General features: G+C 66.3%; 27 protein-coding genes and 1 pseudogene. 10 read left to right on the top strand and 18 right to left on the bottom strand.

The features are described from left to right. A pseudogene (locus NFL01S_RS36780) lies at positions 1-477 on the bottom strand (transposase); the annotation flags it as partial. Between the two features lie 623 nt (positions 478-1100). Between NFL01S_RS36780 and NFL01S_RS07250 the strand changes: the two are divergent. Then, entirely contained in the window at positions 1101-2210 is a 1110-nt protein-coding gene (locus NFL01S_RS07250) for a MerR family transcriptional regulator (RefSeq protein WP_084492481.1), read from the top strand. A gap of 22 nt (positions 2211-2232) precedes the next feature. Here the strand turns inward: NFL01S_RS07250 and NFL01S_RS07245 are convergent, their stop codons facing one another. From NFL01S_RS07245 to NFL01S_RS07225, 5 genes are all read right to left on the bottom strand, one after another. Continuing rightward, positions 2233-3069, bottom strand: a complete 837-nt coding sequence (locus NFL01S_RS07245) for an SDR family NAD(P)-dependent oxidoreductase (RefSeq protein ID WP_062972761.1) — start codon at positions 3067-3069, stop codon at positions 2233-2235. Positions 3070-3077: 8 nt separating this feature from the next. After that, a complete protein-coding gene (locus NFL01S_RS07240) occupies positions 3078-4067 on the bottom strand; it encodes an alpha/beta hydrolase (protein ID WP_084492480.1) in 990 nt (329 codons plus the stop codon). Between the two features lie 28 nt (positions 4068-4095). Then, positions 4096-5667: a flavin-containing monooxygenase gene (locus NFL01S_RS07235; protein ID WP_062972759.1), complete on the bottom strand. Its 1572-nt coding sequence runs from the start codon at positions 5665-5667 to the stop codon at positions 4096-4098. 21 nt (positions 5668-5688) lie between these two features. After that, on the bottom strand, positions 5689-6564 hold the full coding sequence (locus NFL01S_RS07230; RefSeq protein ID WP_062972817.1) for a hypothetical protein: 876 nt from the start codon (positions 6562-6564) through the stop codon (positions 5689-5691). A 276-nt stretch (positions 6565-6840) separates the two neighbouring features. After that, positions 6841-7530 carry a TetR/AcrR family transcriptional regulator gene (locus NFL01S_RS07225; protein WP_157116321.1) on the bottom strand — a complete coding sequence of 230 codons (690 nt, stop codon included), beginning with the start codon at positions 7528-7530 and terminating at the stop codon, positions 6841-6843. A 109-nt stretch (positions 7531-7639) separates the two neighbouring features. Here NFL01S_RS07225 and NFL01S_RS07220 point away from each other — a divergent pair, with 109 nt between their 5' ends. Together NFL01S_RS07220 and NFL01S_RS07215 are read left to right on the top strand one after the other, a co-directional pair. Next, on the top strand, positions 7640-8323 hold the full coding sequence (locus NFL01S_RS07220) for a hypothetical protein (RefSeq protein ID WP_062972757.1): 684 nt from the start codon (positions 7640-7642) through the stop codon (positions 8321-8323). Continuing rightward, the gene (locus tag NFL01S_RS07215; RefSeq protein WP_062972755.1) at positions 8320-9129 is read left to right on the top strand and encodes an SDR family oxidoreductase; all 810 of its coding nucleotides are present in this window, start codon (positions 8320-8322) and stop codon (positions 9127-9129) included. The genes NFL01S_RS07220 and NFL01S_RS07215 overlap by 4 nt, the downstream gene beginning before the upstream one ends. A 268-nt stretch (positions 9130-9397) precedes the next feature. Here NFL01S_RS07215 and NFL01S_RS07210 read toward each other — a convergent pair whose 3' ends face one another. The 3 genes from NFL01S_RS07210 to NFL01S_RS07200 form a co-directional block, all read right to left on the bottom strand. Then, positions 9398-10117 carry a dienelactone hydrolase family protein gene (locus NFL01S_RS07210; protein WP_063915881.1) on the bottom strand — a complete coding sequence of 240 codons (720 nt, stop codon included), beginning with the start codon at positions 10115-10117 and terminating at the stop codon, positions 9398-9400. 589 nt (positions 10118-10706) lie between these two features. Continuing rightward, positions 10707-11459, bottom strand: coding sequence for an SDR family NAD(P)-dependent oxidoreductase (locus tag NFL01S_RS07205; protein WP_062972751.1), 753 nt, complete (start codon positions 11457-11459; stop codon positions 10707-10709). 42 nt (positions 11460-11501) lie between these two features. Beyond that, positions 11502-11972 carry a MarR family winged helix-turn-helix transcriptional regulator gene (locus NFL01S_RS07200; RefSeq protein ID WP_062972749.1) on the bottom strand — a complete coding sequence of 157 codons (471 nt, stop codon included), beginning with the start codon at positions 11970-11972 and terminating at the stop codon, positions 11502-11504. A 54-nt stretch (positions 11973-12026) separates the two neighbouring features. On the opposite strand from NFL01S_RS07200, the gene NFL01S_RS07195 reads away from it, so the two are divergent. Then, the gene (locus NFL01S_RS07195) at positions 12027-13973 is read left to right on the top strand and encodes a hypothetical protein (RefSeq protein WP_157116319.1); all 1947 of its coding nucleotides are present in this window, start codon (positions 12027-12029) and stop codon (positions 13971-13973) included. A 208-nt stretch (positions 13974-14181) separates the two neighbouring features. Here NFL01S_RS07195 and NFL01S_RS07190 read toward each other — a convergent pair whose 3' ends face one another. The 4 genes from NFL01S_RS07190 to NFL01S_RS07180 all read right to left on the bottom strand — a co-directional run bounded on the left by NFL01S_RS07190 (position 14182) and on the right by NFL01S_RS07180 (position 16572). Beyond that, positions 14182-14502 (bottom strand): DUF222 domain-containing protein, encoded by a 321-nt coding sequence (locus tag NFL01S_RS07190; protein ID WP_245670552.1) that lies wholly within the window; start codon positions 14500-14502, stop codon positions 14182-14184. Between the two features lie 10 nt (positions 14503-14512). After that, positions 14513-15286 (bottom strand): FAD-dependent monooxygenase, encoded by a 774-nt coding sequence (locus tag NFL01S_RS07185; protein ID WP_210745192.1) that lies wholly within the window; start codon positions 15284-15286, stop codon positions 14513-14515. A 62-nt stretch (positions 15287-15348) separates the two neighbouring features. Beyond that, positions 15349-15579, bottom strand: a complete 231-nt coding sequence (locus NFL01S_RS36415) for an FAD-dependent monooxygenase (RefSeq protein ID WP_210745193.1) — start codon at positions 15577-15579, stop codon at positions 15349-15351. A gap of 33 nt (positions 15580-15612) precedes the next feature. Further along, the gene (locus NFL01S_RS07180; RefSeq protein ID WP_062972743.1) at positions 15613-16572 is read right to left on the bottom strand and encodes a zinc-binding alcohol dehydrogenase family protein; all 960 of its coding nucleotides are present in this window, start codon (positions 16570-16572) and stop codon (positions 15613-15615) included. A 70-nt stretch (positions 16573-16642) separates the two neighbouring features. Between NFL01S_RS07180 and NFL01S_RS07175 the strand changes: the two genes are divergently transcribed. Both NFL01S_RS07175 and NFL01S_RS35260 read left to right on the top strand, forming a co-directional pair. After that, positions 16643-17278 carry a TetR/AcrR family transcriptional regulator C-terminal domain-containing protein gene (locus tag NFL01S_RS07175; RefSeq protein ID WP_062972741.1) on the top strand — a complete coding sequence of 212 codons (636 nt, stop codon included), beginning with the start codon at positions 16643-16645 and terminating at the stop codon, positions 17276-17278. 343 nt (positions 17279-17621) lie between these two features. Continuing rightward, on the top strand, positions 17622-17798 hold the full coding sequence (locus NFL01S_RS35260; RefSeq protein WP_157116317.1) for a hypothetical protein: 177 nt from the start codon (positions 17622-17624) through the stop codon (positions 17796-17798). 36 nt (positions 17799-17834) lie between these two features. Here the strand turns inward: NFL01S_RS35260 and NFL01S_RS07170 are convergent, their stop codons facing one another. Then, entirely contained in the window at positions 17835-18470 is a 636-nt protein-coding gene (locus NFL01S_RS07170; protein ID WP_062972739.1) for a hypothetical protein, read from the bottom strand. Then, a complete protein-coding gene (locus tag NFL01S_RS07165; RefSeq protein ID WP_210745194.1) occupies positions 18467-18871 on the bottom strand; it encodes a hypothetical protein in 405 nt (134 codons plus the stop codon). The genes NFL01S_RS07170 and NFL01S_RS07165 overlap by 4 nt, the downstream gene beginning before the upstream one ends. 38 nt (positions 18872-18909) lie before the next feature. On the opposite strand from NFL01S_RS07165, the gene NFL01S_RS07160 reads away from it, so the two are divergent. Both NFL01S_RS07160 and NFL01S_RS07155 read left to right on the top strand, forming a co-directional pair. Further along, entirely contained in the window at positions 18910-20082 is a 1173-nt protein-coding gene (locus tag NFL01S_RS07160; RefSeq protein ID WP_210745195.1) for a PEP/pyruvate-binding domain-containing protein, read from the top strand. A 187-nt stretch (positions 20083-20269) separates the two neighbouring features. Next, a complete protein-coding gene (locus NFL01S_RS07155; protein ID WP_084492487.1) occupies positions 20270-20818 on the top strand; it encodes a glutaminase in 549 nt (182 codons plus the stop codon). Here the strand turns inward: NFL01S_RS07155 and NFL01S_RS07150 are convergent. After that, positions 20806-20985 carry a hypothetical protein gene (locus tag NFL01S_RS07150; RefSeq protein ID WP_033244190.1) on the bottom strand — a complete coding sequence of 60 codons (180 nt, stop codon included), beginning with the start codon at positions 20983-20985 and terminating at the stop codon, positions 20806-20808. The genes NFL01S_RS07155 and NFL01S_RS07150 overlap by 13 nt on opposite strands. Positions 20986-21432: 447 nt before the next feature. Here NFL01S_RS07150 and NFL01S_RS07145 point away from each other — a divergent pair, with 447 nt between their 5' ends. Further along, positions 21433-21744 carry a hypothetical protein gene (locus NFL01S_RS07145; RefSeq protein ID WP_062972736.1) on the top strand — a complete coding sequence of 104 codons (312 nt, stop codon included), beginning with the start codon at positions 21433-21435 and terminating at the stop codon, positions 21742-21744. Positions 21745-21766: 22 nt separating this feature from the next. On the opposite strand, the gene NFL01S_RS35255 is transcribed toward NFL01S_RS07145, so the two are convergent. Then, positions 21767-22393 (bottom strand): hypothetical protein, encoded by a 627-nt coding sequence (locus tag NFL01S_RS35255; RefSeq protein WP_245670558.1) that lies wholly within the window; start codon positions 22391-22393, stop codon positions 21767-21769. A gap of 284 nt (positions 22394-22677) precedes the next feature. On the opposite strand from NFL01S_RS35255, the gene NFL01S_RS07130 reads away from it, so the two are divergent. Then, the gene (locus NFL01S_RS07130; protein WP_245670551.1) at positions 22678-23439 is read left to right on the top strand and encodes a helix-turn-helix domain-containing protein; all 762 of its coding nucleotides are present in this window, start codon (positions 22678-22680) and stop codon (positions 23437-23439) included. On the opposite strand, the gene NFL01S_RS07125 is transcribed toward NFL01S_RS07130, so the two are convergent. Next, positions 23421-23996 carry a dihydrofolate reductase family protein gene (locus NFL01S_RS07125; protein ID WP_062972729.1) on the bottom strand — a complete coding sequence of 192 codons (576 nt, stop codon included), beginning with the start codon at positions 23994-23996 and terminating at the stop codon, positions 23421-23423. The two genes, NFL01S_RS07130 and NFL01S_RS07125, sit on opposite strands and share 19 nt — an antisense overlap. Positions 23997-24058: the final 62 nt, after the last annotated feature.

Genomic DNA, 24058 nt, shown 5'->3' with positions numbered 1-24058 from the left:
AGCCGTACGTTCCTCGGGACGCGACGTGGACTTCGCGGATCAAACCGGTCAGCCATTCCCGCCGCAACTGGGTCGGCGTGGTCGGGCGCCGTTTGGCCTTGTAGTAGTTCTGTCGGGCGACTCCCAGGATGCGGCAGCATCGGTCGACCGGCGCCCCGGCGGCGACGAGGCTGTCGATCACCGGGTAGAGCCGCCTTTTGGGCCGGGGACGTCCTCCCCGAGGAATTTCGCGGCGTGGCGGACGATCGACAGCTCGCTCTCGAGTTCCCGTATCCGGCGGCGAGCCGCACGTAGCTCGGCCGACTCCGCCGACGGTTTACCGGGACGCAGTCCGTGGTCGATGTCGTCCTGGCGCAGCCATTTCGACAGTGTGACCGGATGGATGCCGAGCTCGACCGCGGTCTGCTTGGCGGGTTTGCCTGCCCGGACCAGAGCGATGGCTCGGGTCCGGAATCCGGTGGGATAGGCGCGTGGCACGTGGGTCAGCCTCTCGGTAAGGCTGTCAGTTAGCAACCCGAGTTGGAACCCATTCGGTGGGGCAGGTCACTGAATCCGGCCCGCTCATCGGGTACCAGACCTGCCACACGCCGCAAGAGTCGCCGCGCAAGTCACCGTTTCGTATGGACGTGGCCTGTCGCTAGCAGTTCTGTGCCGAACCTCGAAAGACACGTCTGCCCGCCGCACACCGCATCCACGGTCTTCCATCGAAGCCCCGCTCACCGGCACATCCGACTCCAGCATCACCGAGCCTGCGAAAGCGACCCCGATCCGCTGAACACCGCATCGCCCCTCAGTCCAGGGCGAATTCTGCTTCGACTACCAGTCGACCAACGCAGATTCCCAGGCCACAGGCGTTCCCATCTTCGACGTGCCCCGCCGAGGGCACCAGAAACATGGGCAACCCACTCACCGCCTCGCCGCGTCGGATTGCAGCGAGCGCGGCGCGGAGTTGTCGTTCCCGCTGCGGAATCATCGGCTGACCTCGCTCGTGTCGGCGACAGGCGGGGGGAGATCAGATCCTCGGCCTCGATGTGCTCCGGGCGCGTCAGTTCCTGGATGAAGGATAAGCTCCGTAGTCATGAGATGTAGGGTCGAACGCCGTGACCGGCCTGCCGCGTTACTGGATGCCGGGTCCGCCGCGCATGTGGCGGCACACCGGAGGCCCTTACTACGCAGAGGCAGCTGCTCATCCTCAGCGAATTCCGTCCGGCCCGCGTACGGTCCACCGCACTCACCGTCGCCATGCGACGGTCAGCCGTCTTACGCCGGCTCCAGCTGTCGCGCAACCTCGGCCCGACCGGCCACTACGCAGTCAGCCCGAGAGCGCGGGTGAACAGGTCTACCGAAGGTCGCTGCTCGCCGAAAACGTGTCGTTCTCAGAGAGAGTAGGTATGGCTGAGTACAGAATCGACGATCTGGTGCGGCTATCGGGTGTTTCGTCCCGCAATATCCGTGCATATCAGGAACGCGGCCTTCTCCAGAAACCAGCGCGGTCCGGTCGTGTCGCGATTTACGATGAGCGACATCTCTGGACATTGGAGGTCATTACATTTCTCCTCCAAAAGGGATACACCGTTGCACACATAGCCGACTTCATCGACGGTTTCGACAGGAATCTCGGTTTGGCCGATATTCTCGGTCTGCGAAATCTCGCCGAGAAGACCGGGATGGAGCAGGTGTTCATGGCCCCTTGGAACACCGGTCGCCGACACTCCGAGAAGGCACGGGAGCCGAATACTCCTCTACAGATAGACCACTCCGGTCAACTGGCCCGCAAACTCCTCCGCTACGGTATCGCCCGCCAGGAGGGTGACGACCTGGTCCTCGTCGATGACGATATCGCCCAGCGCGTTGCCGCCGCGAAGGACCAGACTTTTTATCTGCGCCTTCTCATCGGCGTGACGGAAGCAACGCAGGACGCTGTACAGAACCTTGCCGACCTCACGGTCGACGAACTACGCGACCGACTCGTCGAACAGTACGGCGAAGGCTGGATCGCCCCGCAGGAGCAACGCGCCGAGCTGGCGGCGATCATCACCGATGTCCGGGAAATCGGGGCCGGTATCGTCGGATCTCGCTTGAACGAGGCGCTGGAAAGCAGCGTACTGCGAGTCGTCGGCCAGTATCTCGAAGGCGTGATGACCCGGCACAATCTGACGTCGGCCGAACTTGCCCGTGCACTCGGCGCGGAAGAATCGGAGCGGGAGTAGGCGTTCCGGCGAGGTGCGCCTGTCAATCGGCGTCGCCGGCGCCCATGACCTTGCCGGCGAAGGACATGCCCCGGGTGAGCAGGGCCGGCGCCAGTCGCTTCGCCCGCCACGCAACCTTGGCGTCGAATTGGGGCATGACATAGAGCGTCCCCTTGTCGTTGGCTTCCAGCGCCTTACGGGCAACGATTTCCGGATCCATACCGCGTTCGACCATTTTCGCGGCGAACTCGGCCGGACCCTGTGCGATTCGGCCGTTACGAGCGACGTTCGTGGCCACGAAGGTCGGGCACACCACCGTCACCGAAACTCCGGAACCCACCATTTCGGCCGCCAGCACTTCCGAGAGAGAAATCACTCCCGCCTTGCTCACGCAGTACGGTCCCATAACAGGAGCGGAATTGAATCCGGCAGCAGACGCGATGTTGATGATTCCGGCGCGGCGTTGCTGTCTCAATATCGGCGCGAAAACCTCACACCCGTGAATGACGCCGAACAGATTGATGCCCAGCACCCAATTCCAGTCCGCTGGACCGATACTGCCGACCGGCCGGCCACCGGCACCCACGCCTGCGTTGTTGACCAGCAGGTTGGGCGGTTGACCGAACAACTTCGTAGCCGTAACGGCGAGTTCGGCCACCTGAGATTGCTGAGCGACATCACATGTCACTGCGAAGGCGCTGCCTCCGGCGCTGCGGATGAGAGCGGCGGTGTGTTCGGCATCGTCGGCTGAAATATCCGAACACACGACCGAACCGCCGCGGGCGGCGAGCTCGAGTGCGAAGGCACGGCCGATACCGCTTCCCGCTCCCGTGACGACCGCCCGCGCCGCCCTCGACACCGGCGAAACAGAAAAGAACATGGTGACAGTTACCTCTGAGCTTTCGACGAGCCACGGTCGAGAACATGGCAGATGAAGTGGGCGGCCTGACGCAGGGCCGATACCGACTCGGGCAGGCCGGGAGAGCCCTGGAAAACGTGTCCTTGGCCCGGCCATATCTGCAGGTGGCAGGGCACACCGCTCGACCTGATGAGGTCGTGCAGATGGACTGCGTCGGCCTGGAGCATCTCGTTCCCGCCTGCCTGGATCAGTGTCGGCGGGAAGTCGGAAATGCCGTCGAATGTCAGCGTCAGCCGGCCGTCCGTCCGATCGGCGGTGCCGACATACAGGTCGATGAGGCGCCGGCAATCCGCGGCGGTGATCAACGGATCGCGCAGCGACCGCTCCTGCCACACGGCCGAGGCCAATGTCAGGTCGATCAACGGTGAAAAGACCACCATGGCGGCAGGGCGGGGTTTCCCGGCGCGGGCCAACTGCAGCGCGAGATCGACACATAAGTGCGCACCTGCGGAATCCCCTGCCAGAACGATACTTTCCGGGTCATAACCTTGCTCGATCAGATAGCCATAGGCAGCAACCACGTCGTCCGAGGCCGCCGGGAAGGGATGCTCGGGCGCCAGCCGATAGTCCACGCTGAACACCGGGATACCCGTTCTGTCCGACAGCCTCGAGACCAGGCCGCGGTGACTGCCGGCCGACAGGATGACGAAGGCACTGCCGTGCACGTACAGCACCACGGGCCCGCGCTTCGGCACACCCGGCGCGGTCACCCACTCACCCCGCATATGCCCCTGCCGAATCTGCTCGACCCGAGTACCCGGAACAGTCCGGTCGAATTTGGCGGGAGCTGCGGTAATTGCACGGAGCAGGGCGATACCCGCCGTGTTCAGCGGCAGGCGGCGCATCAACGGGCGAATGGTGCACCGCGTAAGCCACTGACCTCGGAGAGCCGCGCGGGACGGGGCCGGTAGGTATGAATCGTCGATGATCACCGCAGCGGTGTGACGATCGCGCGTCATGGATCTACCTCTTTCGGCACACAGGTGGTCAGCTCCTCGACGCCGGGCGCCGCGCGGCCTCCGGTGCCGGGGATTGCCGATTCCCGCTCGGAGATATCGCGGTGGCGAGATCACCGGTGGCGAGGTAACCGTGGAGATCGACCTCTTCGAGAATTCTCCGGTAGGTTGTCGCGAACCCGGGAAACATGGTCGCGTTGAACCCGTCGTCGGTCAGGTACCAGCTGCGGCAGCCACCGGAATTCCACGTCGACTTCGCAAGTCGACCTTGCAGCCAGGTGTTGTACTTCTCCTGAGCGGTTCTGCTCACTTCCAGTGACTTCAGGTTGCGTTTTTCCATGATGGAGATGAGTTCCACGGCGTACTCGATCTGCGCTTCCATGTAGATCAGCGCCGAGGTGTGACCAGGCCCGGCATTGGGACCGAAGGTGAAGTAGAGGTTCGGGTAGCCGGCCACATTGATACTCTTGTATGCGAATGCGCCACGGGCCCATTCTTCATTCAGGGATCTGCCTTGCCGGCCGATGATCTCCATGGGTGGCGCGGTTTTGGTGACCTCGTATCCGGTCGCGCAGATTATGACGTCGGCATGATGCTCGATGCCTTCGCATGTCATGATTCCGGATCTGCCGATTCTGGCGATCGGCCAGGTCACGAGCTCGCAGTTATCGGCCTGCAGGGCAGCGAAGTAGTCGTCCGACAAGAGCATTCGCTTGCAGCCCGGACGGAAGTCCGGAGTCAGCTGCCGGCGCAGCCACGGGTCCTCGACCTCCGAACGCAGATAACGTTTTCCCGCAGCGGCCACCAGCGACGTCAGCGCGGTATTCCACACCAGAGCCAGAGCGCTGAGTTCGGCGACCCGGAACAACGCGGATCGGGCGAGTCGCTGAGTCACGGGCAGCCTTTCGAAGAGTGCCCGAGCCATGGCCGGTGTCGCCGTGTCACGTCGCGGCAGCACCCATCCGGCGGTGCGCTGGTAGACCACTACTTTTCGCGCCCGCCGGACCAAGTGCGGGATCAGCTGCACAGCAGTCGATCCGGTCCCGATCACGGCGACGGTCTTGTCCGAAAGATCATGGTCGTCCTCCCACCGCGCGGAGTGGAGGATGGTTCCGCCGAACTCCTCGATGCCCGGGATGCTGGGCAAAGATGCGTTCGCCAGCGGCCCGTAGGAGGCGATGACATTTCTGGCCCGGAACTCACCGGTGTCGGTCGTGACGGTCCAGACGCCTTCATCCTCGTCGTAGCGCAAGGCGACGACATTGTGACCGAACCTCACGAATCGGAGGATGTCTCGTTCACGCACGACTCTCTGGATATATTCCAGGATCTCCGCGCCATCGGCGTAGATCTTGCTCCAGTTGTGCGGAGCGAACGAATAGGAATACAGAATGGAGGGAACGTCGCAGGCCACGCCGGGGTATACGTTGTCTCGCCAGGTGCCGCCGACCTCCTGACCGCGTTCCAGGACTACGAAATCATCGATGCCGCGTTCGGACAAGCGGATTGCGGCGCCGATTCCGGAGAAACCCGCACCTATCACCACCGCGGTCAGAATGTGGGAGGTTTTCTCTCGTTCCTCATGTGCTACAGGTACTGACATAATCGATCTCCTGAAGGTAATTCAGACCGCGGTCTCATACGTCAGTTCACTGGACCAGGAGGGCCGTTCCGGCCACTTCTGGACAGGGATCCGTTTGGCGTAGGCGATCATCGCGCCTTCCACCCTGGACCACACCGGGTGGCGTTCCATCACGAGTTTCGAATATCCCCGGACAATTCGGTAGTAATGATTCTTCTCGAGCCTCGGGTCGCGTTCACCCGCCTTGCGGTAGCGATCCATCGCAGCCGAAAGGCGTGATCCGTCCATACCCATTGCATACAACTCTTCTCGCATACTGCCGATGATCGGAAGCGTTGCGATCACATGCCGCAGGGAGACGACGCGCATACTGTATGCCAGTTTGAAGAGCACCAGCAGTGTTCGCCGTATCCGCGCCCCGGACAGCATTCCCATCACGTGGAATCCCACGGCGAGATGGCGTGATTCATCGCGGTTGATCTTGTTCAGGACGACCTTCAACAAGGGGTCCTGCACCTCATCGGTCAGGAACTTCAGCAGGGCCCCGTCGAGCGCCACCTCCAGCATCGGGATCACCGTTGCCTGATATTCGAACGGGGCTGTGTCCGCAATCTTGTCCATGGTGTCCAGGGAATGGCAGATCATCACCCCCGGAAGGGGGATCTCCCCCTCCTCCAGCAGACCCCATCGCTTCATGAGGGCGAGTTCGGCATTGGCATGCTTCTGTTCCTCGGCATGAAAGTAGCGGTAGATCTCCTTCAATTCCTCGGTGGGCGCGTGCAGAGCCAATCCGGCAAAGGCGCGGGCGCCGACATGCTCGATCCACATCAGATCGGCCATGAACGCCTTCAGATTCGCGCGTTGATCATCGCGGATCAGCTCCGCCCCGGGCGCATCCCAATCGATGTCACTGAGCATCCACTGGCGGTCCTTGATCGTTCTCAGCGTTTCCGTGAGGTCCAGCGTGGTCACTTCTCACTCCATTCGATCGTTGCGAATGCCGCGCCACCGTGAGACGGATTCGTCCGCCCGGACATGTACGGCCGACCATTGTCGAGACAGTGTCATTGATTACTGTGCCAGTTGTCAATGGTAATGTTTGCCGTTGACAACCCTCGGATTCCGAACCCCTCCGACTGGGGCGAGGCCCGGCAGCCACCCCGGGCATCACTGCGACACAACAACTCCCATTGGTCAGTCTCCGGCCGTGGACACCTGCGGTTCTTCGAGCCTCGAGCGGGCGATACCGGCCGCGCTTTCGCCCAACGCCAGCCACAGCGAGGCGATATCCTCGACGAGCCGGCCCCGGTCGACGGCAGCGGTACCGTCCACCCAGGACAGGATGGCCTGTGCCGTGCCACCGATAACGAAGGCCGGCGCGGTCGACGCGAGCGAATCGGCTTCCAATTCGACACCGTGCACGCTGCGGGCATGGCCGACGAGAATGGCAGTGAGCCCCTTCATCGCATCATTGCGCCGCATATGCGCGGCGGGGGTGTCGGCCACGCCGCCGAGTAGTACCAGCGCCTTGCGCGGGTCGGCCCCGAAAACACCGACCACCGCATCGACCGCGGCGCGCGCCTGATCAGCCAGGGTGAGCTCGACCGACCCCAGATAGGCCGCGACAGCGGCGTGACCGACCTCCACCGCGACATCATCGATCACCGCACTCGCCACGGCGTCGAGATCGGTGAAGCTCTCATAGAAGTACCGCTTGTTGAGTTGCGCCTCGGCGCAGAGCCCGGCGACAGTCGCCGACCGCCATCGATTTGCGGCCATCGCCGTCAGAGCGGCATCGATCAGCCGGGAGCGTCGGCGCCGGGCACGTTCCGCCGCGGACTCTCCTCCGTAACTACGTACACCGGCTGAAGACACGCGCGCCATTCTCGCACCTTCCGCTGCGTCCGCTCACCGTTGACAGCCCTGGGCAATTCTGGCACAGTTCCGTACCAGTTGAAAAAGGTACCAACCTGTACCAGATTCTGGAGGCGGAATGACCGCAAATCTGAAAGGCGTCGCCGAGCCCGGCACCGCCGCACCTCCCCCGAACGCCCCGGCGATACTGGCCGAGCTCCGCACACTCGCCGAGCACAGCCCGGTCCGTGCCCGTACCGAAATGTGGTCCTATCTGCGAACACTGGGCAGCCGAGACGACCGCGCCGCATTGTCACAGCTGTTCGGCGCCGGCACCGAGCCACGCAACCTGGACGGCAAGCTAGAGGGACAGATCGTCGGAAAGCTGTTCGGCATCCCCGAAGCCAGGCTCGCCAATCCACTCATGAAAATCGACCCGACGTGGCGGGGCAAAACCTTCGACCTCGCCGCCGGAACCGGCCTGAACCGGCTCTCCCCCATCGCCATGGTGGCGATGCCCGTCATCACCTTCGGCTACCTCGGACTCCGGATGGTCGACGGAGAAGCGGAAGGATTCCATTTCGACCATGCGGTCGACCGCGGCCTCATCGAACCACGAGTGACTGTGCGCGCCCTGGATTACGGCGTGCCGCAGTACAAGAACCCGAGCATCCGCACCTTCCCGATCCGCCGGACCCGCGACGAGATCGTCGAACTGACGCCCGGCGTCTACCTCGGCCGCGCCCTCCTTTTCGAGAAGGCCGACGAGATCCGGCTCATCGCCTACTTCGCACTTCGGCATCCGGTGGGGAGTCCGCTGTGATCGAACTCGACGGAGCGCGGGTCTGCGTAACCGGCGGCGCCCGCGGTATCGGGCGTGCCACAGCCGCGGAGCTGGCCGAACGCGGAGCCACGGTCTGGATCGGCGATCGCGACCTCGCCGCCGCACAGGAGACCGCCGAAGCACTCGGCGTCCACGCCCACCACCTCGACGTCACCGACGAAGCCAGTTTCCGGGACTTCCTCGGGGCGGCGTCCGCGGACGGACCCATCGATATGCTGGTCAACAACGCGGGCATCCAGCTCATGGGCCGCTTCGTCGACCAGGACCTCGGCGCCCTGCAGCGCGAGCTGGCGATCAACCTGGGCGCGGTGCTCACCGGAACCCGTCTGGCGCTGCCCGCCATGCTCCTGCGCCGACGCGGGCACATCGTGAACGTGTCGTCGATGGCGGGCAAGATCACCACGCCCGGGATCGCCACATATTCCGCGTCGAAGTTCGGAGTCGTGGCCTTCTCCCGCGCGCTGCGCGCCGAACTCGCCGGAACCGGCGTCACCGTGACCACGATCATGCCCGCCGCAACCCGAACCGATCTGACCTCCGGGGTCCTGCTACGTCTGCAGCCCACCCTGGAACCCGAAACCGTCGCCGCCGCAATCGCCGACAGCGCCGCCCACGGCCGCGGCGAGGTCACCGTACCGCGTTACCTGGCCCCGATAGGGCTGCTCGAAGAACTGATCCCCGCGCCGCTCATGTGGCAGCTCAAACGATTCGTCGGCGGCGCCGACTACGGTGCCTACGACCCTGCCCAGCGGCAGGCCTACCTCGACAGAACCGGGCCATCCTGAATTCCGGAAAGCCCCGGCGGAGCGAATCGCGCACCGAGCCGATGCGAAAAGCCGGCAGCGGAATCATCTCCGCGAGATCGTCGATCCGCCGATCCCGGCAGACCCCTCGACGGTCTGGCCCACACTCGACCCGTCACCCGCCATCGCCAACGTCGTCGCCACCGCCCGACGCTACGCGGAACACAACAGATGGCTACGCAACCCCAACAGGTAATGCGTCCAACAGGTAATACGTGGAGCTGCGAACCACAGCCTCGATCTCCCCATATCACTGCGCGCCGGCGAGGACCTCCTGCAGCAGCGCGACCGTACCGGCCCAGGACACCGCCGCGGCGACAGGGTCGTAGCCGGTGCCGGGCACCTTCCCGGCACCGGGATCGGTGAAAGCATGCTGGGCGGCGCTGAACACCGTGACCGAGCAGGGCGCCCCCGCCGCCGCCATCTCGCGGCGCAGCGTCTCGATATCCTCCGGCGGTGCGTACGGGTCCCGGCCACCCGCATAGACGGTCACATAAGAGGTGACCGCATCGCGTTCGGCGGGTTGCGCGGTGGTCAGCAATCCGTGGAAGCTCACCACTGCACGCACGTCGGCGCCGGCGCGTGCCAGTTCCAGTACGCATTGCCCGCCGAAGCAGTAGCCGATGGCAACGGTCCTGGTGGCGTCTACCTCGGGTAGCTCCCGCAATGTCCGGAACCAGGCCATGGTCCGGGCACGTATCCGCCCGGGCGCAGCCTGGAGCGCCGCGAAGTCGCCACCGGATTCCCGGGGCTCGGCGAAATAGCGTCCGCCACCGTACATATCCACGGCCAGCGCGGCGTAACCGAGGCGGGCCAGCAACTCCGCGCGCTCGCGTATCCACGCGCCCAAGCCGACGGCGGTGGGCGCGACGAGTACCGCCGGGTGTGGTCCGGGGCCGGGCGGCAGCACCAGTACACCGGCCAGATCCGCGCCCTCGTGCTGCAAGGTCACCGTCCGCGAAGTCGTCATATTTTCCGAGTCCTAGTCCCGTGGAGAATCGCCGGCACGATTGGGGCGGGGTCAGCGCGGCCGGAGGTCACGCCTGGCCGCCCACGCGACGACGCCTACGCGCCGCCGGTGGCGGGTTTGCGGGGCCCGAGGTGCCGCCGAGAGCACGAATCTACCTATATTAGAATCTGATTCTCATTCTCGTGCACGAACACACGAGTTCGCCACAGGTGATTTTCAGACCAGGATCTTGCGCCCAGCCGGCCACCAGCCAGGATTGCGGCGTGCGGGGTCGGCCCGCGGGTGCTCCGTCCGACGGCTGCCGCGAGTGCTTGCCAGCGCCTACCAGGCGAGGCCGGTCAACACATCAGAACGCTCGCCCTCGGGCATGTCCGGAACATGGTCCATGTCCGCGAACTGGTGGGCCATATGATACACAAGGCGCGCCGCGACCTCACCACCGGCGAACTGGACCGGTTGGCGCAACGGGTAGGCGTAATGGTGTAGCGGTTACGTCCCCTTTCGAAGCGCCCCGCCGAGGCGCCGTCCGGACGGCACGAACATCCGAGAAGGGCCTGCTGTCGGGTGCGGCGCAGCGTTTGCCCGGCCATTATCCGGCGGACCAGCCCGCGTCGACGGGGACGATGGCGCCGTTGACGAACGAGGCGGCGTCGGAGGCGAGGAAGACCGCGACGGCGGCCATCTGGTCCGGCTGGGCGAGACGCTGCTGGTTGAGTTCGAGGATGGGGCGCAGCCGGGCAACGCCTTGCGGGTCGAAGTCCGGGGCGATACCGGTCATGGTGGGTCCGGGCAGGATCGCGTTGCAGCGGATGCCGTCGCCGGCGTGGGCCCAGGCGATACTGCGGGTGAGGCCGATGACGCCGTGCTTGGAGGAGGTGTAGGCGATTCCGGCGGCGCCGCCGCGGATACCGGCCTCGGAGGCGGTGTTGACGATGGCGCCGCTGCCGCGGCCGAGCATATGGGGCAGCACGGCTTTGGTGAGCAGGAACGTGCCCGTGAGGTTGATATCGATGACCCGTTTCCACTGATCGACGGTGGTGTCGGCGGGTAACGCCATGCGGTCCATGATCCCGGCATTGTTGCACAACACGTCGATACGGCCGTATGCGTCGATGGTGCGGGTGACCAGCTGTTCCACAGCGTCCGGATCACTGATATCGACGCGGGCGGCGAGCGCGCCGGTGCCGAGTTCGGCGACGGTTTTCGCGGCACTGTCCTCGTCGATATCGACCACCACCACTCGGTTACCGGCCCGGGCGAAGCCATGGGCCATCGCCCGGCCGATACCCGATCCGGCGCCGGTGATCACGGTGACGCGTGAGTCGATGTTCTGGTCGGTCATCGAGAGTCCTTTCGTCGGTCCCCCGGGATGAGTAGGGCGGCGTCACGAGGCCGGGTTCGCCGGGTCGTTTCCGGTCGGGGCGCCCGGCGCTCGCGGTACCGGATCGGTCAGCAGCAGTGCCGCGAGCTTGCCGAGGAGTTCGGCGGCTTCCTCGGCTTTGCCCGGGTCCCCGAGCGCGGCGGCCAGCGTCTCGTCGATGGGCCGCCGGCGCCGTTCGACACCGCGGGTGAGCGGTACATCCGGGTAGACGAGCGTGCGACGGCGATCGGCGGGGTCGGTGTCGGTGCGAAGCAGGCCGCGTTCGACGAGACCGGCCACCAACGCGGAGACGTGACTCTGCACGAATCCCGTGCGTTCGCAGAGCTGGCGGATCGAACACCCCGGGTTCTCCACGACCTCGCCGAGAACCGCGGTCTCCCCCGAGGAGGGAATCCGATCACCCGGATAAGTGCCCGCCACGCGTGCCAGCTCGATCAGCCGCCGACCGAGTCTGTTCAGCTGCCTTCCATCCATGTCTTACATCCTAAACAATACATCGTTTACGATACATCTGGTACAGATGTATCTGTGAGATCGCGAACAACGACACAGCACGGGACCGCGCTCATTCGGCGGTGGGGCGCGGGTTCGGGCGGATTGGCAGCGCTGGTGGCCGTGGTGCTGACGGCCGGCTGCTCGGCGCAACCGGCCGAGCCGGAACCGATACGGAAACCGATCAGCGACAGTGGCGGTGTCCTGACAGTCGACCCGTCGGCCCGGTTGCAGCAGGAGGTCACTCTCGCGCAGCTACCGGCACCACCGACCGCCCCCTCGACAGAAGCCGGCGCCTGCACCACCGAGGTCAATCCCCGGGGAACCGGGTGCGTGGACCCGGGATGGGGCGGGCTCGGGTCCATCGGAACCTACTGGCCCGACAGCGATCACATGCTCGTCGGCGTGAATTTCACCGGTGCACCCGCGACGGGTCCGGGTGCGGCGTACACCGGCCCGCAGGTGCTGCTGGTGAAGACCGACGGGACCACATTCACCAACGGAGACGGGTACAAATGCCTGACCTGCGGGCACCCGGCGCCGACGCCCCCGGCGGGCCCGCACTCCGATTTCGGCAATTCGGTAGCGCTGACCTACCCCATCAACGGTTTCCGTGACGGTAGCCGCGCATTGGCCGGAACCAACATCATCGACTGCGGCGAATATCGATTCGCCGACGACCAGTGCACCCCGGATCGATTGCAGATCTTCCCGCTGGAATGGGACGCCGGCATCGGCCGCGCCGGTATTCTCCGCGAACCCCGCCTGAACCCGGACGACAAGCACATCGGGTTCAGCTATATGGTCGCCCACGACGACAGGTACGAGCAGATCCCGTTCATGGGCGAACTCGTCTTCGATGCCGCGGGCGAGCGCTACACCGTCGAAAATGTGCGGGCGCTGCACAACCCGGATCCGCGATACCAGCCCTATGTGATCGACGGGAACGAACTGCGCTTCAACCCGGCCGGGATGATCGGCGAGTTCCGCGGATGGACCCACGACGGCACCGCGGCCCTGGGTATCCAGCATCATCAGTCCGGCAGTATCGACGCGTGGGCGACCGACAACGCCACCGGACGGTCCCGGGTACTGACCCCGTTCGCCGGATACACCGACCCCATGGCCGCGTCCCCTGACGGCAAGTACTTGCTGGCGGAACAAGTGATCGGTTCCGGGCGGGTCGATTTCCTCGCCGGGATTCCCGGTATCCCGCCGATCGTCGAACAGTTGCCCACCACCGGCCATGTTTCCGGGATCCGCAACAACGGCAAACGCCGTTTCTTCGCCCCGTACCTCGTCGACCTCGAATCCGGAAAGAGCCTGCAGGTCAACGCCGGTGGCGACCCGAACTGGAACGCCGCCGCCGACCCCGCCTGGCTGCCGGACAGCACCGGGGTGGTGTGGGCGGAGAATCTGGTCACCGCGCCCGCCTGCGGCCGCGCGAACCCGCTCCCGTGTCCCGAGTCCGGTGAACCCGGCGGACGACGCAGCCGGCTCATGATCGCCCATTTCGACAACGCGAACCCCACCGCTGCGCAACCGGTCGCACCGGCGCCCGCAGCGACGTGGGGCGTGGAGTACCACCCCGGCGACCCGCTGCCGCCGCGCCCGCATCTGCCCGCCGGCACCTACACCATGCGCGGCGCCGACCAAGGCAGCGCCGAAGTAGTGATCACCGAAAACCCCGACAAGACCATGATCACCGGCATCAGCGTCACGTACACCGATTACAGCGACCGCGACGGCATCGTCGTCGACGGCACCGAAAGTGTGCACCGAAAAGGTGACATCGGCTTCGAACCCCTCACCTGGCACAGCGATCTCACCATTTCCGGCACCTACACCGGCACCCGGCGCACCAGCGAGCCCGGCGGATTCACCCTGCTTCCCGCGACCATCCGCAATGATTTCGAAGCCACCGGCACCATGACCACCACCCTCGACGGGCACACCTACACCCAGCCCGCCAACGGCATGTGACGGCGGCCGATCGCACGCCGTCATCGCGAATGCGGGCCACTTGCTTCAGGAAGACGCACCGGAAACGGTCGCGGCTGCCGTGAACCACTTCATCCGCACCACCCGCTCAGCGTCGCCCGGCCGATAGATCCGTCTCCGGATTCGACGGCGCGTATGGCTGCGCGCGCCGCAGATCCGGTCGATCGTCCGGCTGCCACCGGGCTCGGCCTCAGCTCACCGCCGCCAGCGCCCTCCACGGCTTTCTGGAACGCGATCGAGGCCGCGGAGCGGCGCGTTCGATTCGCCGGTTCGCCTCGGAGGTACTGATCCGCAGCAGATCACTCAACAGTTCCGCTGTGTCCCGGTAGCCGGTGTCGGCGGCGAGACCTCGGCGCTCGGCCTCGGCGACCGCGGCGACCATGGCCGCACCCAGGCGCCGCCGGTGGCGCTCGGTTTCGACCAGAGTGCGCAGCAAATCGACATCGGCCAGGTCCGACCATCGCCGCGTCGGCGCATGCGGTGCCCGTGCAGTCGAATGTTGTGTGTTCACCCCGCCGACCCTACCCCACGCATAGAACATATGTTCGATAACATGGTGTGCCAGCTTGCCGTCGGCAAGGTAAGCGGGGATCGAGCCGACCCGGTCCAGCAACTGCTGAGCATCGGCGGGCACCGGGGTGCGACCGTGGTCCCCGACGGGCGGGACCGGCGCCCATTCCCGAGTACAGGTTCGGGCACCATGCCGCATCGCCGATGAGCACGACCCGTCCTTTGCTCCACCGAGGCATCTTCACTTGGTGCACCGAGTCGAACAGGAAATCCGGTGTCTGTTCCAGAGCGTCCAGGACATGCCGCACCGCAGGGTCGTCCATACCCGAGAAGACTGTGCGCAGCCGCTCGATCCCGGACCCGCGGCGCCGGCCTTCGGTATCCCCGGTGCGGTAGGTCAGCAAGGCGGTCGGGGGCCGGTCGGCGAATCCGAACACCCACACCGCACGGCCCGCGCGGGCACTGATGATGCTGTCCGACCCGGCGAAGGACGGCACCTGCTCCCGGAGCTGGAACGCACACATCATCGCGTTCCAGTCCGTCATGTAGTTCTCGTGCGGGCCGAAGACCAGGCGGCGCACGCCCGACCGCAGTCCGTCGGCGCCGACGACGAGGTCGAAGTTCGCACGGTAGCGAGCGCCGGCGGCCTCGAGTAGCACCCGCACCTGATCGCCGGTGTCGTCGATCTCGACGGGTTTCGTCGCGAACCGTACCTCGATGGGCTCGGCCGTCGCGTCGCCACGAATGCCTTGCCAGAGAGCGGCTTCGATATCGCCGCGGACCACCGCTACGGGGCTGCCCGGCTGATGTAGGAATCCCAGCCCCGGCTCGCGGCCCCCACGCCGGTTCAGCGACCACGCCTCCCGCCGTCGGGTGGATTACGGGTGTGCAGATGGCCGTCGATACCGAGGTCGGCGGCGACTTGCATGCCCGCCGCCGACAGACCGACGAAGTAGCCGCCTTTCCGGCGCTGCGGAGCCCGTTCGACGATCACCGGCTGCCAGCCGGCCTGCCGCAACCCGATGGCCGCGGCCATACCGGCGATCCCGAGCCCGACGACCAGTGCGCGGTTACACATGATGCCGTTCCCCTGCCGCTCCGATCTGCCCGGTCAGTCCGGGACGACCACGGCCCGGCTACGACCCTGATGCGCCCAGGCTTCGCCGATGCGGCCGAGCGGGTACGCGGTGTACGGCGCGTCGAAGGTACCGTCGGCGAACCGGGCGAGAACGGCGGGAAACTCGGCGATCATCTGTTCCTTCGAGACCGAGCCCAGACCACTGCCGCTGATCCGGATCCGGCGACTGCGCAGTAGTGCCGCGGGCAGCGACGCCTCGGTTCCGGCGAGCGAACCGATCTGCACGTAGTCGACCGGCACGCTGTTGCCGGCCGGGCCGGAACTTCCCAATACCGCGAATGCAGCCTCGGCCACGGTGCCCCACACATAGTCGAGGACGAGGGTGGGCTGCGCGTCGGCGACGGCCGCACCGAGGGTGGCCGGCCAGGAAGCGGGTGCGTCCGGTGCGAACGCAACGGTCACTACTCCCGGGCCGCGCAGCCGCTCCAGCGCTGCGTGGTTGCGCCCGGCCGCGACAACCTGTTTCGCGCCGAGGGCCAGCGCGGCCCGCACCGCCAGGCCGCCGGACGCGCCGGTCGCGCCGAGCACGAGCACGGTGCCGAGCTCTCCCTCCTCCTCGCGGCGGCCGACCAGCGGCATCCAGCCGGAGAGGGCGGGGTTCATACCGGCGGCGACGGCGAGCGGATCGGCCCCGGCGGGAAGCTCCGCCTCGAACGGCGTGACCATCCATTCCGCCATGGTCCCCCACGGCGCCCGGGCGAACCCCGTGTAGACCAGCCGCCCGTCCTCGGTCCGGGCCACGGCATCGATGCCCGGTACGAGGGGATGCGCCCGGCCGCCGCCGTAGTGGCGGCCGGAGGCCTGCCCGCGGACTACGTGGTGCAAACCGGCGCCGACCAGCCTCAGCGGCGCTCGTCCGGGGTGCTGTTCCGGATCCGGGAAGTCCGCGCAGACGGGTGTCGCGTCGGGGGCGTTGACGACTGCAGCACGCATGCGATGTCTCCTTAACAAAGTTAATCTCTGATGCCGACAACGGTGCCTTAACTTTGTTAAGGTGTCAACCGTGGCAAAAGGAATCACGCGGGAGCAGATCGTGACGGCGGCACTCGAACTGCTCGACGAGCAGGGCATGGACGCCCTCACCGTCCGCGCGCTCGCCTCCCGGCTCGACGTGAAAGCCCCCGCCCTGTACTGGCACGTCCGCAACAAACAGGAACTTCTCGACGAGATGGCCACATTCGTCATGCGACGCGTCACCGACGCCCTCGCGGCGATCCCGCGCGCCGGCGACTGGCGTGACGACATAGCCGCCTACGCCTGCGTCCTGAGGTCGGAGTATCTGAGGCACCGGGATGGGGCGCGCATCTTCAGCGGCACACGGTTCGCCGACCCCGAAGTGGTGAGGGCGAAACAATCGTGGCTCGAACGCTTGACCACGGCCGGGTTCTCACTGCCCGAGGCGGACGACACCCTCGATCTGGTCACCGCCTTCGTGGTCGGCTTCGTCATCGAAGAGCAGGAGCGCAGCCCGGCCGACGGAACCGGCAGCGCTCGATACTCGCTCGCCGGGCGGGATGCGTGGCTCGGCGACGGCGCCGAACTGGTCAAGGCCGCCGGGCATCTCCGCGACGACGGCGACCCGAGGTTCGAACGGCAGCTCGGCGTTCTCCTCGACGGGCTCGCGACCCGGCTGCACTGACTGCCGGCCGGCCGGACCGCCACAACAGGCGGCCACCAGGGGTCCAGTCCCCGAAGGGGCACCCGCCTCGAGACGGGGCGGCCGATCCCGTGATCGATATCAGTAATCTCGGGCGGCCCCTGCTGCTCACGCTGCTCGTCATCGTGCTCGCCACGGGAGCGACGCAGAGCATGGACCAGCTCCTCGCCCTGATCGCCCCGGTCTCGCACGAGCAGCAGCTCGGCTACGGGCTCGACGCCCAGGACCTGCTGGGGCTGCTGTTCGGGATGCCCGCCGCCGGGGTTGTCGTCGACGGAGTGCTCTCGGGCCGGCTCGCGACCCGGATCCGGACCGGCGGCCACACTTGGCCGTCGCCACGACGGTCGGCGCTACCGGCGCCGCGGGGATGCTCACCGGGGCGTCCTGGCTGCCCGCGTACACCTACATCGCGATCGCGACCGCCACATTGGCGATCGCCGTCGGCTCGTCCCGTCGGCGACCGTCCGAGCTCACCGCCCCCGATGGCCGGCCACGCCCGTGAGGGCGATCGCGGGCCGGACCCGGTGACACAGCGTCGTCATGTTTCGTCTCGTCGATCGATGCCGAGGGTGGCGATGAGGTCTTCGTGGAGTTGGAACCAGACACGATGGCAGGAGTCTCTGTCGGTCTTGTCGATCCAGCCGGACAGTCCGTCTCCGGCGTTCCGCAGTGCCTCGCCGTAACGGGCCGCGTACCCGTCGAATCGCGCGAGGACGCGCGACAGGCGCTCCTCCAGCGGAGCGAGTGCGGCGCCGACCGCCGCGAGCTCGTCGAGGATGCGCTGATCCCGGGCACTGTCGGTGCGATCGTTCGGGGCGAACCTGCCGGCCTCTGCCGGCGCGATCTGCCAGTCGGTGACGGCGCGGAGGAGCCGGGCGTTGAGCGGGAGGAAGTCACGGTGAACGGCCGGGATCACGCCCTCGGGGTCGGCGCTGCTGCGTTCGGCGGCGAGGTGTCGTTCGTTCTCGGCCTTGCCGGCTTCGGTGAGCGACCAGCCGTCTACATCGAAGAACGCTGAATGCTGCACCCAGCCGTTGCGGTCGGCTGCCCGCAGCAGCCGTAGCGTCTCCTCGTGACTCGTATCGAACCGTGCTGCGATCGCGGCACTGCCGGCGAAACCGAGGAGGCGTACCGCGTGCAGTATGAGCAGCTCCGGCGCCGAAATGCGGCTCATCTCTCCTTGTCCTGCCTCGTGGTGAGACGGTTCACGTGCTGTTGACACGCCTGCGGGGAGCGGAAGCCCATCGCGTCGGCGATCTGCGCCCACGTCAGCCCCCCGTTCCGCGCGGCGAATATCAGCCCGGCCTCCACGCCCTCGACCTCTGCCCGTGCCGCCGGGAGCAGCGCCAGCGCGCTCATGATGTCCGCCGGAGCGAGGTGCGCGGAACGGTAGAGCGCGTACTGCGTCAGGTCGACCGCGGTCGGCGGAACCGGGGCGGGCCGCCACGGGCGCGGCTCCAGCCGATCCGCGCCCAGGTTCAGGAGCCGATCCCGGGCGTCGCGCTCGCGCTGCGCCCGCGCGTGGTCGTCCCTCCCGGAGAGGGCGACATCGTGCTTACGTTCCATATCGGCCATCCTGCTAGCATCAACATAATGTTGTCAACATATCGTTGATGGATGGTGTGATGCTGATCCCCCTCTTCTGTGCGACTCGCTCGCACTGCGGCAGCAAGGCCGGGACGCTCGGCGTGCTGCTGCACCACGGGCTTCCGGTCCCCGACGGATTCGTCGTGCCGTCTACTGGTGAGGCCGCGGCCGGGCCGGCGCTCCATTCCGCGGTCGCTCGCGAGCTCGACCTACTGGGCAATCCGGTCCTAGCGGTGCGCTCCTCTGCCGCCACGGAGGACACCGCGGACGCGTCGGCGGCCGGCCAGTACGAGAGTGTCATCGGCGTACAAGGAGTGGACGCTGTCTGCGCGGCGATAACCGCGTGCCGGGCGTCCGCCCACGCCGCAAGAGTCGGCGACTACCGGCGACGGACAAACGGCCATACTGCGGATGCCGCGCACGGAATGGCCGTGCTGGTGCAGCGCGTAGTCGAGGCCGACGTGTCAGGTGTGCTGTTCACACCCACGCAGCCGGGGGACCCGATCCGGGTCGAGGCATCCTGGGGCCTCGGGCTCGCTGTGGTGGACGGGATCGTCACCCCGGACACCTATGAAGTGGCACCGGACGGAAAAGCTACGTGCACGACCGGTAGCAAACAGATCCGCATCGACCTGCACACCGAAACCGCCGGCGTCACCACGAGCGCTGTCGCAGACGAGCGGCAGACCGCGCGGACGCTCGATGACCGCATGGCCACGGTGCTGGCGGGCCTGGGAAACCGGATCGCCGGATTTCTCGGCGGCCCGCAAGACATCGAATGGGCGGTTGCAGACGGCAAAGTATGGATTCTGCAAGCGCGCCCCATCACCGCCGTCCCGCCCGCGTTCGCCGCACCGGCGCCGGACATTCACACCGAGACACTTTCCGGGACACCCGGTTCCCACGGCACAGTGACCGCGACAGCGCGGGTAGTGCACGGCCCGGCGGATTTCGTGGCCGTCCGGCCCGGGGAGGTCGTGGTCTGCCCCTACACCGATCCGGCCTGGACACCGCTGTTCACCATCGCCACCGGTGTCGTCACGGAAACCGGCGGCGCGCTCTCGCACGCCGCGATCGTCGCCCGCGAGTACGGCATACCCGCAGTTCTCGGCGTCGCGAACGCAACGAAACGCATCGAGACCGGCGACCCGATCACCCTCGACGGCACCGCCGGATCCGTCACCATCCTCCCGTCCTGATCCGTATCGGAGCGGTGATCTCCCAGCGGTTCTTCCCGGTTCAGGACCATATTCACCGTTACGCTCGGGCAATCCATGGTTTGACGTACCTGGTCTGCTACGACCGGAAGCCGGTAGCACCGACTGTGCAGCGCCGGGAAATACCGGGCAACCCACGCCGGGCAGGGACGAGGTGGAGGAGGCCACGATGTTCGAGGCGGATGTGCTCGACGTCGCACAACACGCATTCACCGGCGATCTTCCCACCGAACCCCGAGTCGGCGAACTCATCGACGAAGCCCACCGGCGCTATGCCGGCCTGCACGACGGCCGGGTCGCCGACTACATCCCGATCCTGGCCGAAGCCGACCCGAACTGGTTCGGCCTGACGCTGGCCGGGACGAACGACCGTACCCACTCGGCCGGTGACACCGGGCTCGCGTTCTCGATCCGGTCGATTTCGAAGGCCTTCGTATTCGCACTGGTCTACGAGGCATACGGGCACCAGGCCGTACACGAACGCGTCGGCGTGAACAACACGAGGCTGCCGTTCAATTCGGTGATGGCGGTCGAACTCAATGGCGGCAGCCCGATGAATCCGATGGTCAACGCGGGCGCGATAGCGACGACGGCACTGATGCCCGGCGCGACACCGGCGGCCGGCCGGGCGAAATCCCCGCACCCCACTGACGCCGCGACAGGGCGTCGCCCGGGGAACCGGGACGACCATCGATATTCGCGACGTCAGCGGGAGTAATCCCGGAAGGTCATCACGCCGCCCACCAGGAAAACCATCACCGCCAGGATGTAGACGGTGACGCGGAACCACGTCGGCCCGTAGTAGCTGACCGCCATCGCCGCACCCAGCGCCGCGAGAATCAGTACCACCCCGTAGAACGGTGTGCGCTGCTCCCTGTCAACCATTCCTTCAGTGTCCGCCGGTGGCGTCCCGCTAGCAATGAGCATCACGCAGATCGTGACCTGACTGCTGTTCCATGCTGGAGGCCGTCCCTGAACGGATCGTGCGTGTTTGCCGATCAGCCGCGGTTGTGCGGCCAGTACACCGCCCAGACCAACACGAGCACCGGCAGGCCGAGCACCACCAGCCAACCCAGGCCGATCACCGGCCGGCGTTGCACATGCCGAAGGAACAGCCGAGAAGATCGCCGCAGATGTTCGCACAGTGGGCGAGATCGAAACGTATGGAATGCTTCACTTGCAAGCTTCCCTGGTCACCGCAACTCTCGGCGGAGATCCGGTACCGCTCTGAACGAAGCCGCCGAACAAGCGGGAAGGCTGGCGAATGCCGAGCCGGGCACGTCGATACTTCGAAATCCCACATTCGGTCCGGCGAACGTCCAGTTGTGGCGAATGTCGGCAGCCATGGAACGACGCGAACCCGATGAGGTGCTCGCGCCGGCTCCGTCGCTGACCCCAGAAGACCTACCCGCACAGGGCCGCCGCGCACAGTACTTCGTGGAAATCGGCCGGGCCTACGCGCAGCAACGCAACTACCGCGATACACCGCATGCGCTGTTACGTGCCGAACACTCGGCGCCGCAACATGTCCGGAACATGGTCCACGTCCGCGAACTGGTGGGCCACATGATGCGCAAAGCCCGCCGCGACCTCACCACCGGGGAACTGGGCAGGTTGGCCCAACGGGTAGGCGTAGTGGCATAAGGCTCCACGAATTCACTGCTGGTCACAGACGTCCGTGCCGAACCTCCGCAGCCCGGTTTCGCATCCCTGTGTGAGCGGTGCACAGCGAATCCGCTGAGTGTTGATGGGCGTCCCGCGCCACCGTCGGCGGACCGTGTTGCCGAGCCGTTCGGCATGCGGCCCGCTTGCCGCGCAGGCGACAGCTCGTATGGCAACCGGGCGGGGCATTCACCCGCGTGAACAGGCAGCGGACGTGGTCGACAGCATCTGCGCCGACTGGGCCGTCCCCGCTGCCTCGTCGGCCGAGGAGCCCGGGGCGATCGGCAATTGCACCGATTCGGCGGGCGGAGCGGTTACCTCGGTTGCGAGCGGCAGCGGCAGCCCGGTGCCGACACTGTCGTTTTCCCCCAACTCGGGCGGCCCGGGCCGGGCAAGCCGCTTCGGCTATCGCATGACCCCCGTGTGCCCGGTGGAGTAACGGCACCACATGCTGCGGTTCCACACCACCGGCCGAGAAGGTGTCTATCACCTGGAAGGTCGCGGGGTCGATCACCGAGACATCATGGGATCGACTGTTCGGGACATACACCAGTTCGCGATGCTCGGCCACCGCCGGACTCAGCTCCCGGTTGTCCGCGTAGATATCGTCGAACCGCAGCGGCGGGGGCATTCCCGGTAGCAGATTCGCCATATGTGGCGGTGGCGGCGGTGCCGCGCTCGCGGAAGTTTCCGAGGCCCGGCCGGATTCGTCCCACGATACCGCCGCCCCCGAAGAGCAGCCCGTCATCGCAACGAGGACGGCAGCTGCCGCGGTGAGCCGGACCGAATGGTCACGCCGCAGGGTGGTTACTGACACCGATGTCCTTTCGTCCTGCCGAGTGTTCACCAGGTCGAAGGAGATGCCTCGAGTCAGAGTCTCTTCCGGGCACATCGGTGGCAACACTCGAGCGCAATATGAGACAACAGTTCGTGCACGATTTCCGCATCCGGAAGCGTAGTGGAGAAATGGGACTGCTGTTCGAGACACGGGTATCGGATTCGCCGTGGGTGGAGTCGGTGTGGACCTGCCGGAGCGAGCAGGTCGCGGAGATGACATCGGTGGCAACCGAGACCTGGGGTCTGGTGTTCTGGGAACAGGAGGGGCGCCGCCATGCGGCGATCACCGGACCGGAGAGCCGCACGGGTACCGCACCGGTGCCGGAAGGCGCGCAGTTCGTCGGTATCCAATTCGCGGTGGGGACATCACTGCGTAGGACGGCGACATCGGCCTTGGTGGACGGCGGGATCCCTCTGCCCGATGTGACGGGCCGGACCTTCTGGCTCGACGGCGTCCACCGGGAAACCCCGCGGGCCGACGATGCCGAGGCGCTCGTCGACCGGCTGGTCCGCGAGGAAGTCGTGATCCGCGATCCCTTGGTCGCGGCGACACTGGCGGGTGCGCCACCGGCGGTCGCCGAGCGGACTCTGGAACGACGGTTCCGCGCGGCGACCGGGCTCACTCAGGGCGCCGTCCGGCAGATCGGACGTGCCCGCACCGCCGCGCTGCTGCTGACCTCGGGCGAAACGCCCGGCGATGTCGTCGACAAACTCGGGTACTACGACGAACCCCATCTCGCTCGCGCTCTACGCCGGTACGTCGGCCGGACCGCTCAGGAGTTGCGCGCCCGGACAGGTGGCGCGCTCGCCCTCGATCCCGGTCAGTGTGCGACCTCGTAGACGAGTTTGGTCACTCCGTTGGCGTAGGTCGCCGAATCCCGCAACCGCAGCGGCTGTTTATCGCGGTCCGACCGGGCGAACAGGCTCTTCCCCGCCCCCAGCAGGACCGGGAATACCAGCAGGTTGTACCGGTCGATCAGGTCGGCGTCGGCGAGACGGCGGGCCAGTTCGGCACTGCCGTGGATGTAGATCGCGCCGCCGTCGGCCTGTTTCAACTTCGCGACATCGTCGGCCGATCGCAGGATCGTGGTCGGACCCCACCCCTCGATCAGGGAGTCCTCGCTCAGTCCGGCGGAGACGACGTACTTGGGCAGATCCTTGTAGGCGGCATGATCGTCCGAATCTCGCCAGACCGGGGCGAACGCCTCGTAGCTTCGACGGCCGAACAGCAGCGCGGTCGTATCGGCCAGTTCCTCGGCTTTGAGGGAATACGCTTCGGGTACGAACTCGGTATCCATCACCCAGCCGCCGCTGCGGTGCCCCTCGGCCGTACCACCGGGCGAGTCCACGACGCCGTCCAGCGACATGAAACCCGTATAGACCAGTTCGCGTGTCATCAATTCCTCCAGGACATGGGCAGCGGGTTCGGGCTGAATCAGCCTAGGAACAACCGCTGCCG

The organism is Nocardia flavorosea NBRC 108225, from assembly GCF_001613385.1.
Lineage (GTDB): Bacteria > Actinomycetota > Actinomycetes > Mycobacteriales > Mycobacteriaceae > Nocardia > Nocardia flavorosea.
This window is presented reverse-complemented; position numbering and strand designations above follow the sequence as displayed.